This window comes from Streptomyces sp. H27-D2 (assembly GCF_035828615.1).
GTDB lineage: Bacteria > Actinomycetota > Actinomycetes > Streptomycetales > Streptomycetaceae > Streptomyces.
On the sequence record NZ_JAYMZR010000081.1, the window covers coordinates 17201 to 32716 of the forward strand.

At 71.3% G+C, this 15516-nt stretch carries 11 protein-coding genes; all 11 read right to left on the reverse strand.

Features of this window, described 5'->3' with window-relative positions; genetic code table 11:
• Window positions 1-79: 79 nt before the first annotated feature.
• Window positions 80-1255, reverse strand: a complete 1176-nt coding sequence (locus QMK28_RS25975) for a PP2C family protein-serine/threonine phosphatase (RefSeq protein WP_326442028.1) — start codon at window positions 1253-1255, stop codon at window positions 80-82.
• A gap of 384 nt (window positions 1256-1639) precedes the next feature.
• Complete coding sequence (locus QMK28_RS25980; protein WP_326442018.1) at window positions 1640-3697, reverse strand: phosphocholine-specific phospholipase C; 2058 nt, start codon at window positions 3695-3697, stop codon at window positions 1640-1642.
• A gap of 208 nt (window positions 3698-3905) precedes the next feature.
• Window positions 3906-6686, reverse strand: a complete 2781-nt coding sequence (locus QMK28_RS25985; RefSeq protein ID WP_326442019.1) for a glycosyl hydrolase — start codon at window positions 6684-6686, stop codon at window positions 3906-3908.
• Between the two features lie 204 nt (window positions 6687-6890).
• Window positions 6891-7766 (reverse strand): hypothetical protein, encoded by an 876-nt coding sequence (locus QMK28_RS25990; RefSeq protein ID WP_326442020.1) that lies wholly within the window; start codon window positions 7764-7766, stop codon window positions 6891-6893.
• A gap of 108 nt (window positions 7767-7874) precedes the next feature.
• Window positions 7875-8945, reverse strand: coding sequence for a saccharopine dehydrogenase family protein (locus QMK28_RS25995; RefSeq protein WP_443050824.1), 1071 nt, complete (start codon window positions 8943-8945; stop codon window positions 7875-7877).
• Window positions 8946-9068: 123 nt separating this feature from the next.
• A complete protein-coding gene (locus QMK28_RS26000; RefSeq protein ID WP_326442021.1) occupies window positions 9069-10157 on the reverse strand; it encodes a saccharopine dehydrogenase in 1089 nt (362 codons plus the stop codon).
• A gap of 407 nt (window positions 10158-10564) precedes the next feature.
• Window positions 10565-11491: a grixazone synthase gene (gene griF / locus QMK28_RS26005; protein WP_326442022.1), complete on the reverse strand. Its 927-nt coding sequence runs from the start codon at window positions 11489-11491 to the stop codon at window positions 10565-10567.
• A gap of 26 nt (window positions 11492-11517) precedes the next feature.
• Window positions 11518-11904 (reverse strand): tyrosinase family oxidase copper chaperone, encoded by a 387-nt coding sequence (locus tag QMK28_RS26010; RefSeq protein WP_326442023.1) that lies wholly within the window; start codon window positions 11902-11904, stop codon window positions 11518-11520.
• A gap of 46 nt (window positions 11905-11950) precedes the next feature.
• Complete coding sequence (locus QMK28_RS26015) at window positions 11951-13339, reverse strand: aldehyde dehydrogenase family protein (protein WP_326442024.1); 1389 nt, start codon at window positions 13337-13339, stop codon at window positions 11951-11953.
• Window positions 13339-14388 carry a phenazine biosynthesis protein gene (locus QMK28_RS26020; protein ID WP_326442025.1) on the reverse strand — a complete coding sequence of 350 codons (1050 nt, stop codon included), beginning with the start codon at window positions 14386-14388 and terminating at the stop codon, window positions 13339-13341. Before QMK28_RS26020 ends, QMK28_RS26015 begins: the two co-directional genes overlap by 1 nt.
• 218 nt (window positions 14389-14606) lie before the next feature.
• On the reverse strand, window positions 14607-15516 hold a 910-nt coding region (locus tag QMK28_RS26025; RefSeq protein ID WP_326442026.1), incomplete at its 5' end, for an MFS transporter.

Below are 15516 nucleotides of genomic sequence, written 5' to 3' on the forward strand. Positions count from 1 at the left end.
GCGCCCAGGAACCACGACTGGACGCTCACGCGCCGCCGGCGGGGCGACGCGGCTGCCGGGGTCGCGGGGGGTTCGGGGGTCACGCGGGGCTGCTCCATTCAAGGTGAAGGACGGCGATGTCGTCGGCCAGACCGCCGCCGTCGGCGGCGAGGTTCTCAGCGCAGCGGATCAGCCCGTCGACGAAGCTGTCGGCGCTCTGTCCGGCGTGCCGGCGGGCGATGTCGAGGAGCCCTCGCTCACCGAGCCGGGCCGGCCCTTCGCCGACGCGTCCCTCGATCAGCCCGTCGGTGAACAGCAGCAGCGCCCCGCCCTCGGGCACCCGCAGCGGGGTGACGGGCCAGCTCGCGGCGCCGGGCAGCAGGCCCAGCGCGGGCCCTTTGGGCACTTCCTCCAGCCGTACCCCGGTGCGGGGCGAGCGCACCAGCAGTCCGGGGTGCCCGGCCCGCATGACGTTCGCGTGGTCGGCGCCGGCCGCGCGCGTCAGGCAGGTGAGCGTCGCGAAGATCGCGGGCCCGGAGCGCTCCGCCACCAGAATCTGCTCCATGAGCCCCAGGAGTTCCTTGCCGCGGGAGCCTGCCAGCACGAAGGACCGCCAGGCGACGCGTAGGCACACGCCGAGCGCCGCCTCGTCGGGTCCGTGGCCGGACACATCGCCGACGACGGCGTGCGTGGTGCCGTCGGGCGTCTGGACGACGTCGTAGAAGTCGCCGCCCAGCAGCGCCTGCGTGCGGCCGGGCTGGTAGCGGGCGCAGACCTGGACGGTGGCGTCGAGCAGCAGCGGGGTCGGCAGCAGGCCGCGCTCCAGCCGGGCGTTCTCCTGGGCGCGCAGCTGACTCGTGCGCAGCGCCGAGGCCGCCTGCTCGGTGTGCTTGCGCTGCACCGCGTAGCGGATCGCGCGCGCGAACAGATCCGCCTCGAACCGCCCCTTCACCAGGTAGTCCTGGGCTCCGGCAGCGACCGCGGCCAGCGCCCCGTCCTCCTCCGCGAGCCCGGTCAGGACGATCACCGCGGCGTCCCCGGTGTACCGCAGCACGCGCCCCAGCGCGTCGAGCCCCTGGGCGTCGGGCAGATGCAGATCGAGCAGGACGCACTGCGGCACGGCGCCGCGCAGTTCGTCGATCGCCTCCGCGAGCGTCCTGACCCAGCGCAGGTCCATCGCCACGCCGCTGTCCGCGACCAGTTCCTCGACCAGCAGCGCGTCTCCCGGATCGTCCTCGATCAGCAGTACGGCGGGCCGCTCCCCGGCCCGCGGCATGCCGGCGGAGACCGGATCGAAGGAGCCGCGGGGCGGCGGGCGCCACAGGCCGGGTGGCCGTTGAGGTACGGGGGCCACCGGAGGATTGCCGTTCGCAGCGAGCAGCGACTCGGGGCCTGTCCCCATGACAATCGGTCTCCTCTCGCCACGGACACCTCGGCCCATGGGGCCGCCCGTCGCGACCGAAACGAGGGTAGAGCCAACACTTGCTCTTTGACAAGAATCATTCCGGCGTAAAAAAGCTCACCCCTGCCACGCGGACGAACCCGACAGGAACCCACCACCGAACGGGCGTTGGCCCAGAACGGGGAAGGGGGCCGCCCGCGAACACGCGCGGGCGACCCCCCTTCTCGGCTACCGGCTACCGGTCAGCCGGTCAGCCGGTCAGCCGGTGATGATCGCCGGGTCGCTCACGCCCGGCTTGCCGTTCTCGACGTGGCCCGCGAAGCGGCGCAGGAACGTGCCGTCCTTGTCGGACACCACGGACAGGTCGTACCAGCGCTTGCCCGCGCTCAGGTCCACCGACCGCACCACGCGTCCGCCGACGGGCACGGTGTGAGCCGTGCTCTTGCCGCCGTACGCGTTGGTGACCGTGAGGCGGCAGCTGGAGCTGCCCGCGTTGGTCATGGTCAGCTCGACCTGACCGCTGCCGGCGACGTGCCGGGCGCTCACCTCGGGGCCCGCGGTGGCGCCGGGGCCCTTGAAGGTGCGCAGGAAGCCGTTCGGGCCGAACACCGACAGGTCGTACGCGTCCTTCGAATAGGACGTGTTCCAGGTGTCCGAGAGCTTCTTGCCGGCTTCGGCCGTGTACGTCCACGGGCCGTCCGTACGGTTCGCGGAGGTCACGGAGAAGCAGGCGCCCGCCGCCGGGCCCCCGCTGAAGGTGAGCGTGAAGCGCCCGGTCGAGGGCGTCGCCACGCCGTCCGCCAGCGGCGCGTACGACAGCGGGCGGGTGGGCCGCGATCCGGCTTCCTGCTTGGGCAGCACGGCGGTGGCCGGCGCCTTCGGCACGTAACTGGGGTGCCGCTCACGGTCCGGCGGCTCGTACGCGTCGGTGTCCGGGAGGCGGCCGGGCTCGGTGTTCTTGAGGCCGAAGTCGAAGGCCGAGGTGAGGTCACCGCAGATGGCGCGTCGCCACGGCGAGATGTTCGGCTCGCGCACGCCGAAGCGGCGCTCCATGAACCGGATGATGGAGGTGTGGTCGAGGACCTCCGAGCAGACGTAGCCGCCGGTGCTCCAGGGTGAGACGACGAGCATCGGGACGCGCTGGCCGAGGCCGTAGGGGCCGGCGGCGTAGCGGGCGTCGCCCGGGAACTGGTCGAGCTTGGTGTCCACGGTGGAGGCGCCCTCGGCGGCCGAGGCCGGCGGGTAGGGCGGGGTGACGTGGTCGAAGTAGCCGTCGTTCTCGTCGTAGGTGATGAACAGGGCCGTCTTGCTCCACACCTCGGGGTTGGAGGTCAGCGCGTCCAGTACCTGGGAGATGTACCAGGCTCCGTAGTTCGCGGGCCAGTTGGGGTGCTCGGAGAAGGCCTCGGGGGCTGCGATGTAGGAGATCTTCGGGAGCTTGTCGGCCTTCACGTCGGCGCGCAGGATGTCGAAGAAGCCGTCGCCGTTCTTCGCGTCGGTGCCGGTGCGCGCCTTGTCGTGGAGCGGGTCGCCGGGCTTGGCGTTGCGGTACTTGTTGAAGTAGAGGAGCGAGTTGTCGCCGTAGTTGCCGCGGTACGCGTCCTCGATCCAGCCCCACTTGCCGGCCGCGTTCAGGCCGTCGCCGGTGTCCTGGTAGATCTTCCAGGACACCCCGGCCTGCTCCAGCCGCTCGGGGTAGGTCGTCCAGTCGTACCCGGCCTCGTCGTTGCCCAGGACGGGCCCGCCGCCCTTGCCGTCATTGCCGGTGTGCCCCGACCACATGTAGTAACGGTTGGGGTCGGTGGCCCCGATCATCGAGCAGTGGTAAGCGTCGCACACGGTGAACTTGTCCGCGAGCCCGTAGTGGAACGGGATGTCCTCGCGCGTCAGGTACGCCATCGTCCCCGCCGACTTCGCAGGGACCCATTTGTCGTACTTGCCATGGTTCCAGGCCTGATGGCCGCCCGCCCAGTCGTGATTGAGCCCCTCGATGAACTGCATACCGAGGTTCTCGGCGTCCGGGTGGTAGGGCAGCACGTCCTTGACGCCGTCCGACTGGTGCCAGACCGACTTGCCGCTGGGCAGCGTCACCGGGCGCGGGTCGCCGAATCCGCGGACGCCCTTCAGCGAGCCGAAGTAGTGATCGAACGAACGATTCTCCTGCATCAGCACAACGATGTGCTCGACGTCGTCGATGGTGCCGGAGCGGCGGCTGGCGGGGATGGCCGCGGCGCGCTCGACGCTGCTCGACAGGGCGGCGAATCCCGCGGTCGCGCCGGCGATCTGGAGGAAGCGACGCCGATTGAGTTCTGGCATAAGTGTGGGGACCTCTTGGGATGTGGGGAACAGGAGTCAGCAGAGTGTTCCAAGAGGACCGAGCAGAAGGGAAGGGGGGGTGTCGTCGGAGTGAAGGGGCACGGTACGTGCCAGGAACAAGCTGGTCGGGCCCGACGCCCACGTTCGCCGCTCCCGCTCGCGCATCCAGCCCGTCCGGCGTTTGAGGACAGCGCGAGCGGTCACGCCGCTAAACGAAAGGAATCACCAGCACCGACCGGTCGCTCCCCACCTGAAGCTGCGACGGACCGTTCCCGATCGTGCTCCACACCTCCAGACGAACCGTGCCGCCCTTGAGGTCACCGAGCGCACCCGTCGCCGACCGCACGCCACGCGCCCGCGTGTACTCCTCCCAGCCCGTCACCGGGTCGGTGGCGAAATACCGGAACGTCTCCACCCGGTCGAACGTGCCGTCGCCGGTGAGGTCGTAGCTGACGCGGGCCTGCTGCCCGAGCCCGACCGTCGTGCCCGCGTCGACCTGGAGCCGGAACGCGGTCTCCGCGCCCGGCTTCAGCGTTCCGGTCAGCTGCCGGGCCTCGTAGGTCCGCGCCTCGTGCGGGGTGCCGTCGTGGGTCGCGCCGCCCGCCGAGGCGAGGGTGTCACTGCCGGCTGTCCCGTCGGTGGCCGTGGTGAGCTTGCCGCCGGTGCGTAGCTGGAAGGTGTCGCCCGTCGGCGGCTCCGGGTCGGGGCCGGGGTCGGGATCGCCGCCCGTGCCGTCGCTGGTCGCGGTGGAGCGGGGCGGGACGGTCAGCTTGCCGCCGTCGGAGAAGGTGACGGTCCGCGCGGACGTTGTGTAGTTGTGGGCCGCGTAGGTGCGCTTGGCGCCCTTGGTGAAGGCCGCGGCGGTCGGCAGGTCGGCGGTCACCGAGGCGTCGGGGGCGCCGAGTGCGGCCAGCGTGCCGATCCAGTGGTAGGTGTGCGCCTTGGACTCGCCCTCTTCCGGGGTGTATCCGGAACTTCCGGCGTCCCAGGCCGTTTTGGCCTTGTCCGGGTCGGCGAGGGCCTGGAATTCCCAGAGGATGTCGCGCCATTCGACGGCCGGGCCGCCGTTCTCGCGTTCGAGCTCCGCGAGATTGCGCCGGATCGCGGCCTTCTCGCGCGCCAGGTGCAGCGAACCACCGGTCACCGGGAGGACGTTGATGCCGTGGATCTCCTCCGGGTTGGCGGTCCACCAGGTGCTGTAGGCGACGCCGCTCCCCCACACCATGCCCGCCGTGTCATGCCCGAAGCCGGCCGGGAAGACCTGCTCGTCGACGTCGAACCAGTACTGCGCGATGGCCTCCGATTCGGTCGCGAGGAGGTAGGAGCCCAGGTCGCGCAGGGAGTCGTCACCGGTCGCGGAGCCCCACAGGACCAGGCCCGCGCTCAGGTTGACCGACTCGGACGAGGACTCCTGGTTGTTGCCCGCGGCGAAGCCCTGGTGGCCCGAGGCCCAGCTGTGGCCCGCGTACACGTCGAAGCCGCGCAGGAAGGGGAAGGAGGAGTCGGTCCTGCTCGGATTGGCGGCGTCCTTGACCAGGGTCTTCACCATGCCGCCCCACGCGGAGTCGGCGGCCCAGGCCGGGTCGTACTGGGCCACGACGGCAGCCGCGTAGACGTAGTAGCTGTAGTGGAAGTGATGGTCGTTCAGTTCGGTGTCGCTGCCGTACGAGGCGGGGTAGCCGGTCAGCGTCTTCCAGTTCCTGTCGTACGAGAACTCCGAGTCGCCGCCGGCCGTGAACCACTCCTGGAGTCGGCCCTTGATCAGTCCGATCAGCTTGTCGCGTGTGGCGTTCTCGCCCAACTGCTCTGCGATCGGAACTAGTTGTGCGAGTCGGCCGAGGGCTTTGCCGGTCCAGTAGGTGTCGCGCGCGCCGGAGAAGGGGTCCGCGGCGTTGGCGGCCTCGTCGACGTAGGCCTTGAGCCGGGCCTTGTCGACGCCGTCGGATTTGGGCAGCGCCGGGAGGACTCCGCTCGTCTTCTGGGTGGTGGTGAAGGAGGAGCCCTCACGGACCTTCATGGCGCCGCGCGGCGAGACGTAGGTGTACGGGGTGAGCGGGTCGGAACTGTGCAGCCACTGATGCCGGTAGAGGGCCTGGAGCGTGCCGGAGCCGCTGCCCTCCTTGGCCACCGTCGTCACGGCGTAGGTGGCGCTGACGGAGCCGCCGGTGGACCTCCAGGTCACCTTGGAGCCGGTGACGAAGGTGTAGGCGTACTTGCGGTAGGCAGCGAGGGCGTCGGTGGACGGCAGGACGGCGATCGAGAAGTAGTCCTTGGCCCCGAGCCCCGCGCTGATCGTGTCGCCGCTGACCGACCAGTCGCTGCCGGAGGGAGCGAACAGGGCGTAGTGGTGGCCCCCGACGGTGACGCCGAGGACATTGCCGTCGTCCGCGAAGACGGCGGGCGCGCTCGCGGTGCTGATCCGCGCCGCGCCGCCGGTCCCCTGTGCGTATACGAAGGGCGACCCGTGGCCGATGGTGGTGCGCAGCGTGCGCGAGCCGTCGGACCAGTACGGCGTGACCGTCCAGTCCGACCAGGAATCGGCTTTGGCGTCAGGTGAGTTGAGCCCCGCGAGACCCAGGGTGAGGTCCCGCTTGTGCGCGTACTCGTACTGGCGGCCGTTGCCGACGACGGCGGGGGTGGTCGGGTAGCCCACCTCCAGGCCGCCGGACACGGCCTTGTACGTGAGGGGGTGTCCGTACATCGCCTCGGAGTACGGGTTGCCGGCGTAGCGCTGGAAGGCGAGCGAGGACCACCAGTCGTTGGTGGGCAACGGCTTGTCGGCGGCGGCCGCGGTGACTTTCGGGGCGACCGGGGCGCCCTCCTGGTTCTGCGGTCCGGCCGTGCCGGCCGGGCGGGTGTCGGAGTAACTGCCCGACCCCACCGGAACGGTAGCTGCCGCGGCGGGGGACGCGGCCGGTCCGAGGCCGATGGCGGCCAGGGCTGCCGCGAGCATGAATGCTGCGGCCGGTCTGCGGCGGTGGATTGGCATGTGCGGCACCTCGGAGTCTTGTGGGAAGAAGAACTGAGAGCGCTCTCACACTGAGGGGAACGTAAGACTCCTGAAACATCGTGTCAATACGCCGCGCAACAAAGGCAGTTCACTGCAATGGCGGAGCTGTTCCGCGTTCAAGCCTTGACGAATGACGGCTGACGCGACACGCTCCAGCCACCACCTGAGAGCGCTCTCACGCGCCTACGCCAAGGGCCGCCGCGCGAGGACGAAGACGCGAGGCGGTACGCTCAGAGCGGACAGCGGCAGGCCGGGCCGGGCGGCCAGTTCGACGGTCAGCGTCCGCCAGGCCGACAGGAACGCCGCCGCCCGTTCACGGTCCGCGGAATGCGGCGTCCGCACGCGAAGGCGGCCCGACGGGGCCGGCTGCACCGAGCAGTGGAAGGTGCCGGCGTCCGGGGAGAACCAGGACCGGAGCAGCCACCCGGGCGGCGGCTCCGGCGGCCCGACATGGTCGAAGATGAAGGTCAACGGCTCGGCGTGCGCGGCCTCTTGGGTGCCGGGGGCCGAGTCGGACGGCATGGAGTCCAGCGCCGACGGCGGCTCCGGAAACAGCCAGTCGACGGGACCCAGCCGCCCGGGAGACCTGACCTCCGCCAGCGCGCTTTCCGGAATACACCAGTGCCGCATCATGGCCTGCCAGGCCCGGTAGCCGTGCTCGCTCGGGCCGTTCTCCCCCGGCCCCCGACCGTTCGGGCCGCGCCTACTCCGGCCGTGATCGGTCGAGTGCCGGGCAGGGGGCCGAGCGGCGGGCCGGGAATCCCGCCGCGCGTCTCCGGTCGCAGCGGCGATATCGGTCAGCAAGTCCCCGGCCCGGGACGCGTGCGCCGGATCGCTTCCGCAGCGCAGCCGCAGCTCCGGCCCGTCCCATGAGCCGACCACCTCGGCCGTGACCCCGTCGTGCCGAAGCACCTGGCCGTACCGCCCCGGCCGCCACGCCCCGAGTCGGCTGCCGCTGCCCCCGAGGACGCGGGAAACGCCCCGTAACAGCTCGTCGGTGCTCAGGTGCGGGGCGATGGCGTGCAGGCGCAGGAGGTCGGCACCGCCTTCTCGTGCCACGCTTCCACCGCGTCTACGGATTCCACTGCTTCCCAACTTCCTGCCGGGGGCGGGGGCGCGCGCCGTCGAGGGGCGGCTCCGCTGAAAGGGCGCGTTCCGTCGAGGTGGTCACGCCGATGCTCCACGGCTGCTGCGGGGTGTCTCCTGGAACTCGGGTTCCACCCCGTTGTCGCCCAGGAACCGCAGCCAGCGGCCGACCTCTTCGGCGCTCTCCGCCGCGCGGTTGAGGCCCGTCGGCAGCGCGCCGTCCAGGATGCGGGTGATGCCGTAGCCGAGCGGCAGGGACACGCAGCGGGCCATCGCGCTCTCCGTCCCGTCGCCGGTCAGGTCCAGCAGGTACGAGCCGTGCCAGCCCGTTCCGTCGGCGCGGCGGACGTCCAGCGCGACGGAGAGGACGACCCGGTCGCGGTCGGCGTCGGTCGTCGGGTAGCGCTTGGCCAACTCGTCGGCCAGCATGTGTACTTGGGACTCGTCACCGGTCCGTACGGTCTCGAAGACCGGCTCCCAGGCCTTGAGCCAGCCCGCGTTGCGCAGCGTGCCCCGGACGAAGGACGTCAGATGCCAGCCGGCCGGCACCCGGTACTGGGCGACGAAGGGCACGCTGTCGCGGTTGGGGTAGACCTCGAACTCCTCGCCGCCGAGGTGGTGCGGTCGGGTGGCCTCCCAGGGGTGCGTAGAGGTGCGTTCCACGCCCTGGTCGATGTACCGCGAGGGCGAGTTGAGGGCGGCGAGCACCCCGTAGGGGGCCCAACTGAAGCGGTAGCGGAAGTCGTTGGGATCGGCCGGCAGGCCGCCGCAGTACGAAGTGAACTCGACCGACTCGGCCTGATCGCCGACGGCGGTCCGGGCGCGCTCGATCAGCCCGTGCGCCAGGAGGTGGTCGATGCCGGGGTCGAGCCCGGCTTCGGTCAGCACGACGACGCCCTTCCGCGCGGCATCGGCGGCCTGCTCCCGGATCGGCTCCGAGACATAGCTCGAACAGGCGAAGTGGGCACCGTGCTCCACGCACAGCCGCAGCAGCCCCGCGTGTTCGGTGGCGGGCAGCATGGAGACCACGATGTCGCCGGGCCGGACTTCGGCGGCGAGGGCCCCGTCCGACAGCGCCCGTATGCCGACCCGGCCGGTCAGCCCCAGCTGTGCCAGCCGGCCGGCGGCCCGTGCCTTTGTGCGGCCCCACATCAGGACTCGCTCGGCCCGGTCGCACAGCAGCCGCAGGCCGGCGCCGCCTGTCGACGGCCGGCGCCTATCCAGTGCACGGTGCCGCTCGCCGGTATCGGCTGCGCGGGGACGGCGCTGGTCGACTCATCGGACATGGTTGTTCTCCTCACTCCCGGCGTGGGCCGCCGCTTCGAAGGTGTGCAGGCAGCGTGCCCAGGCCGGTGCGGTGTCACCCTGCGACACCAAGGCCATCAGCTGAGGCAGCAGTTCGGCGGAGAAGGCGCGGCTCGCTTCTCCGGGGAGCAGCGAGGGCAGATTGTCGATGGCGATCACCTCGACCGGCGGGTCCCCGCCGCGCAGCCGCCGGACCGGGTGCTCCCAGTCGGTGACGTCGTCGTAGACCGGCAGGACGTTGCACTGCGAGGTCACGTCGCAGGTGACGTCGCAGATCGTGGAGAGCCGGCGGCGCGGGTCGTCGAGGTCGGCGGGGGTGAGGAACGGTGGGATGGGCCGGGTGGTGAGGACGGTGTTGACCAGGATGTCGTGCGCGAGCAGGGCGTCGCGGTCCAGGTTCCCGGTCTCGTCCACGTCCCACCGGGTCGGGGTCAGGCCCGCCGTCTCCAGTGCGTCGCACGCGCCCCGGCCGCTGCGGCCCAGCGCGCCGATCACCAGGGCGCTCCGGTGCTCCCGTCCCGTCGCCGACGCGGCGCGCGACGCGCGCAGCGCGGCGTCCAGTTCGCTCTTGCTGAGCGGCACGAGGGGTGTGTCGAGCCACCCGCGCCGGTTGAGCACCGCGAGGGCCGCGCCGACGTACCCGGCCCAGTAGCCGAAGGCCGCGAGGCGGCGGCCCTCCTCATCGGTGAGGTACTCCAGGTCGAGCAGCGCGCCGCCGCCCGCCCCGAACCGGTCCAGCAGCTCGCGGGCGCCCGTCTGGCCCTTGTAGGCGTGGCCGAAGTAGATGTGTTTGTGGCGCAAGTCGTCCGGTTTTTCCGGGAGTTCCTTCAGGCCGACGATGTAGTGGCCGTCCGGGGCGTCGGTCCAGCCGCCGGCCTCCTCGATCCGGCAGCCCGCCTCGACGTAGTCCGCGAGCGGGAAGACGCGCTGCGGGGATTTCTCGACGGTGAGCCGGACGCCGCTCTCCACCAGCCGTGCGGCGTCCTCGGGCACGATCGGCGCGCGGCGCTCGCTCGGCCGGGACTCCTGCCGCATCCACAAGCGTGGCATGTCAGACATCAGGACGGGTCTCCCTCTCGCGCGGCGGATCCAGCGGGTACGGAGCGCCGGGACACCGGCGGCGGCACCGCGAACGTCCGTAGGGAGAAGGCGAAGTCGGCCAGGTCCTCGGCATGGACCAGAGCCTCCCGCATCGGATGGATCTCGCGGTAGTCCCCCTCCGCCCCGCGCGGGGCGGTCGCGGGGGCGTGCGAAAGCGATCCGGCCGTCCTCAGTCGGATCCCGCAGCAGGCGGGAGGGTCCTCGCGGGTGCGGAGCGCGCGAGCGCGACATCGTTTGACGGTGAATATCGAGCGGAGGGCTGACGGGGAAAACGAGCGGAGGGCGCGTCCGCGAGCGACGCGCCCTCCCCTGCCCTCGCGCGCGCCGGCAGGGCAACCCGCGCGGCTACGGCTGAGCCTGCGGGATCACCGGCCCGGCTTGTCGTACGAGTAGAACTCTCGGTGGTCCGTCAGTTCGCCGGGGGTCATCGTGTTCCAGGGCGCGAGCTTGGTGTTGACGTCCGGTACGTCCTGGGTCGGCTCCAGAGGCAGGTAGTGCGGGACGTCCGGGTGCAACTGCTGCCAGGTGGACCAGCACTTGTCGATGAAGCAGTGGTGGAGGAAGAACGCCGGGTCGTTGGGCGAGCCGATGTACATCATGTGGCCGCCCATCCACACATGCCCGGCACCGTGCAGCTTGCCCAGGCTCGGCTCCCAGGGGAACTTGGCGTACCCCTCCAAGTGGTTGCGGAAGCTGGCGAAGGGGGCCTCGCTGCCCGAGGTGTGGTTCCACGGGTAGGAGTCGTAGACCGGCAGCGCGAGGGTCTTTGCCAGCTCGCCGGGGGTGGGCAGCTTCGGTGTGAGCGTGCCGAAGTCCCGGACCAGGTAGTCGCGGTCGTCGGTCGTGTAGTGTCCGTTCACCGGCGCGGGCTCCGAACCGTCGGGCACCACACTGGTGTTGAGCCGCCAGCCGTTGTCGCGGGCGAAGGGGCCCGTCATGACCCGGCGGTCCCCCGGCCGGCCGTTGCCGCCGAGGAAGTCCTCGTCCCACAGGGGCGAGTCCTCGCCCTGGTCCGTGGTCCAGTCCCAGTAGGGCAGGGTGACCCTCGGGTCGACCTTCTGCAGCTCCCGCTCGAATTTCATCAGGTATTGCCGGTGCCAGGGGAACAGCCCCGGGTTCACATGCCCGAGCCGCTTTCCGCCCCATTTAGCGAGATAGTCCATGGAGTTGACCTGGATGTGCAGCTCCACGAACCTGTCGTAAACGCCGCGGCGCTTGATCTCCAGCACCGCGTGGATGAACCGTCGCCTCTCCGCGGCGGTCATGTCGAGGTGGTTCCTGCGCACGCTCACGTGTCGCTTCTCCCGTCCGGTAGTGCTCATGCGCTGTGCCGGTGTGCGCCGGCGGAGCCGGACGCCTTCGGGGCGAGCAGCTGTGCGCCGCGCAGCTCGTCGACCGCCCGGCGGGCCGCCACCAGCGGGGATTCCTCCAGCGCGTAGTGGCACATCGAGCTCATGTAGGCGTTCTCGCCGAGCTTCATGACGTGCAGCGGGCGCTCGTCTATGTACACCGACTCGGGCGCTCCGGACGCCTGGGCCACCCGTATCGTCCGGCCCTTGTACGTCTCGACGTGGTCCTTCCCGCCGCCGTCGGCGCTGCCGCCGGATCGTTCCTGGGCCGTGGGGATATTGACGACCGCCACCGCACTGATTCCCGCGGCCGCGGCGACACCCACCGTGGCCTTGACCATGTCACGTCGTTTCATCGCAACGCATTCCTTAGTCCGCAGATTGTCTGTCCGACGCGGGGAATCATGCCGATGCGCTGTGTCGCTCCGCTTTCGATCGGATATCGCCGACGACGCCCTTGGGCTCCAGCAGGAATTGCGTGTAGTTGTCGTCGTGCGGGATGCCGGCGACCGCGGTCCAGGGCAGCACCGCGCCCCGGGTGACCTTGCGGACGCTCGGTTCGCGGACCGCCCGCTCGGCGATGTCCTCGCGGTCGGTCAGCAGATTCAGCACCAGCGAATCCCGCATCGGCGCGGTGCCGTCGGCCTCGGTCCAGGGCGCGACGATGACGAAGGGGAACGGCAGTTCCGTGCCCAGGTCGGGGTGGTCGGCGCGGTCGGCCGCGAGCACCAGCGGGCGGGGCAGGTACGAGCCGTCGTCGAGCCGGACGAGCGGTTCGTGCGGGTCGTGGCGGGCGGAGTGATCGGTCAGCCCGGTCCGCAACCGGTCGGTACTCAGCCGGAGTTGCTCCGCGCGCTCGGCGGCCACCACCAGCAGGGACGCGCTCGGGTGGTGCGCCGGCAGCACCGGCAGCGCGCACAGACGCCGGGCCAGCAGGTCGGCGACCTCGGCCACCGGCCGGGTGGTGAGGACGGCCGACAGGTTGGTGCAGCGGGTGCCGCCGTCGAAGGCGGCCGAGGCGGCCAGATGGTCCAGCAGCCGGTCGTCGAGGCCGGTGTCCAGGAACGCCTTCGTGCTGCCGGGGCCGCGCACCGCGACGCGCTCGTCCCCCCGCCAGGTCCGCACCGCCTGCTTGCCGCCGTACATGATGCCCCGGTCGGCCTGCCGGAGCAGGAATTCGCCGACCTCGTGCGGGCCGGGCAGGAAGGCGAGCCGGTGCGGGGCCAGCCCGGCCCGCAGCAGTGCGGAGACCAGCCTGCGGGGGGTGAACGGATCGCGGCTGCCGGGGCGGACCAGGACGCTGTAGCCATGGAACAGGGCTTGCACCCAGGTCGAGTTGGGCACCGGGTGGTTGCTCGCCATGACTCCGGCGAACACCCGGCCGCGCGGCACCCACCGGGTGCAAAAGCCCTGGCCGAAGTCAGTCGCCGGGAGTTCCGCCGCGGTGGTCCCCGGCAGTGAGGTGATCTCCGCGCAGAGATCCGTGACCGCCAGCCGTACGGTCGTCGCCGTCAGGCCGGTGCTCAGCGTCACCCACGCGACGTACTCTTCGGGGCTCTCGCCGTCCAGCTCCGCGCCGGCGAACAGCAGGGCCGCCTCGGCGAACAGGTCCGCCCCGGGCGGCAGCCCGTCGGCGTGCCGGCGCATCCCGTTGAGCGCGGCCTGCGCCAGCAGCCGGGGGGCCTGGCCGACGTCGGCCAGCGGCTCGCCCAGGACGCTCAGCAGCACGGCTCGGTCGCCGCTCGGAACGGGCCGGCCGCCCGTCACCGGGTCGATGCGGATCATGCTCATCAGTACACCCCTTCGATGACGGCCACATCGTCGATGGCGCTGTACGTCTGGACGTCCGCGAGCCCGTCAGGCCCGCCCGCCGACATAGGCGGTACGCGCACCGCGCTGTCCCGCTCCAGGATGTTCGGCAGGAACATCTCGTCGGCGACCAGGTCCAGCCGGACCCGGCCGCGCTCGCCGTAGCCGACCAGCCGCCCGCCCTCGTCGATCAGTTCGAGCCGGGTGGTCTCCGGGAACGCCTCGAAGACGCAGGGGTATCCGTCGGCCTCCCGCCGCTCGCGCTGCGGCGCGACGCCCATCAGGCTGTTGCCGTAGACACCGACGACCGTGATGCCGGGGAAGAAGACCTCCTCGACCAGGCGCAGACTTTCGGCGCTGATGGAGGTGCCGGCCCAGACGATCGCCCGCACCTTCGAGCGGACCAGCTCATACAGCTCGGCGCGGGCGCAGATCGCCTCCAGCAGCGGGGGCGTGGTGTTCAGGACCGCGACGTCCTGGGTGCGCAGTACGGTCTCCGCCTGGTCGAGCAGATGCTGGATGTAGTCGTCGGCCTGCTGCCGCCGGCCACTGCCCAGCAGCCGCTTGACCCACCTCGGGTCGAGGTCGACGGTGTAGCAGAGGCTGTCGCCGAGCGCCGCGTAGCGCGAGACGTCGAAGCCGATGACGTGCGGGCCGCTCGGGCCCAGGTGCAGCCAGTTGCCGGTCTCCGGCACGCCCTGCCCGACCAGTCGGCGGTGCGCCCACTCCAGCAGCCGGGAGCGGTAGCCGCTGTCCACGATCCGCTTCGGCGAACCGGTGGTGCCGCCGGAGTCGTACACCCGGAAGGCCGCACCCCGGAATCCCCGCGGAATCAGGTCCTGGGCCGGGACCGTGCGCAACTCGGCGCTGACATCGGGGAAACGCAGGAGATCGGCCGCGCCGTGGACGTCGAGGACCGGATCGAAGCCCAGTCCGGCGCGTTGGGCGAGCCAGAACGGCGATCCGGTGGCGTCCCCGAAATGCCACGCCATCAGTTTGCGTACCTGACTGTCGAAGTCGTCTGACGTCATCGTGAACTACTTTCTCGACGGGCGCGATGGCGCATTCGCTTGTCCTCACATCGTGCGAGGCGTGCCTATCGGCCGGTTATCACCTGGTTATCGAAGGCGGGTCCGGAGGCCGGACGCGGCTGTGCCGGGAGCCGCGGGGCGGCTCCCGGCACAGGAGGCCGGTCAGGACGAATCTTCAGGAAGGTTTTCGGAAAAGGCCGTTCATCGGATAAGGCTGTTCAGGAGGGCTGTCGCGCGCCCTTGCCGGTCAGCCACAGGGCGAGCGCGCCCGCGATGAGCGGCAGTACGGCGACCAGCCCGAGCGCGCTGGTCATCGCCATCGACTTGGAGAGCGCGCCGGCCGCCGCCGAACCGATGGCGCCGCCGGTGAAGAAGGTGAGGTTGAGCAGTCCCATCGCGCCGCCGCGCCGCGCCGGGGGGATCCGGCCGGACATCAGGCCGGTGGTCACCACCTGCGTCACGGCGAACGCGGCGAAGCCGAGCGAGGCGCCGGCGACCAGCAGGACCGCCCCGCCGCCGTACACCCCCGCGCTCACCAGCAGCACCGCCGAGGAGGCCGCGGTCGCCGCGAGGAGCCGGCTGCCGCCGCTGCCCGCGGTGAGCCGGCCGGCCGCGCGGGACAGCACCGCGCCGAGCACGGCGCCCGGCAGCAGGGCGAGGCCGACGGTCAGCACACTCCAGCCGTAGTCCTGCACCAGCACCTGCGGCACCGCGTACATGGCGGCGAACAGGCCGCCGTAGACGCCCACTCCCACGGCAGCGGCGAGCAGGAACGTCCGGTCGGTCGCGAGCGACTTCGGCACGAAGCCGGTCGGCCGCCGCCGTACCCGGATCACCAGCGCGGTCGCGGCCAGCGCCACGACCAGGGCGGTGGTCAGCACCACGGGGCCGGACAGGGAGAGCGTCGGGGCCTGGATCAGCACCAGGAGCGCCGTCGCGGTGACGGTCAGCAGCACAGCGCCGGTGATGTCGACGGGCTTGCGGGAGCCGGGGCGGGTGGCGAGCCGCAGGCAGAACGGGACCGCGAGCAGTGACAGCACCGGCAGCACGACGGTCAGCCGCCAGCTCAGCCACTCGGTGACGACGCCGCCCATCAGCGTGGCGCAGGCGGAGAACGCCGCCATGGTG

What these genes read in the sequence shown, in the direction of transcription:
- QMK28_RS26015 (WP_326442024.1), bottom strand. Translation starts at nt 13,339, where the DNA reads ATGAGCATGATCCGCATCGACCCGGTGACGGGCGGCCGGCCCGTTCCG.
- QMK28_RS26010 (WP_326442023.1), bottom strand. Translation starts at nt 11,904, where the DNA reads ATGAAACGACGTGACATGGTCAAGGCCACGGTGGGTGTCGCCGCGGCC.
- QMK28_RS25975 (WP_326442028.1), bottom strand. Translation starts at nt 1,255, where the DNA reads ATGCCGCGGGCCGGGGAGCGGCCCGCCGTACTGCTGATCGAGGACGAT.
- QMK28_RS26000 (WP_326442021.1), bottom strand. Translation starts at nt 10,157, where the DNA reads ATGTCTGACATGCCACGCTTGTGGATGCGGCAGGAGTCCCGGCCGAGC.
- QMK28_RS25980 (WP_326442018.1), bottom strand. Translation starts at nt 3,697, where the DNA reads ATGCCAGAACTCAATCGGCGTCGCTTCCTCCAGATCGCCGGCGCGACC.
- QMK28_RS25995 (WP_443050824.1), bottom strand. Translation starts at nt 8,945, where the DNA reads ATGTGGGGCCGCACAAAGGCACGGGCCGCCGGCCGGCTGGCACAGCTG.
- QMK28_RS25985 (WP_326442019.1), bottom strand. Translation starts at nt 6,686, where the DNA reads ATGCCAATCCACCGCCGCAGACCGGCCGCAGCATTCATGCTCGCGGCA.
- QMK28_RS26020 (WP_326442025.1), bottom strand. Translation starts at nt 14,388, where the DNA reads ATGACGTCAGACGACTTCGACAGTCAGGTACGCAAACTGATGGCGTGG.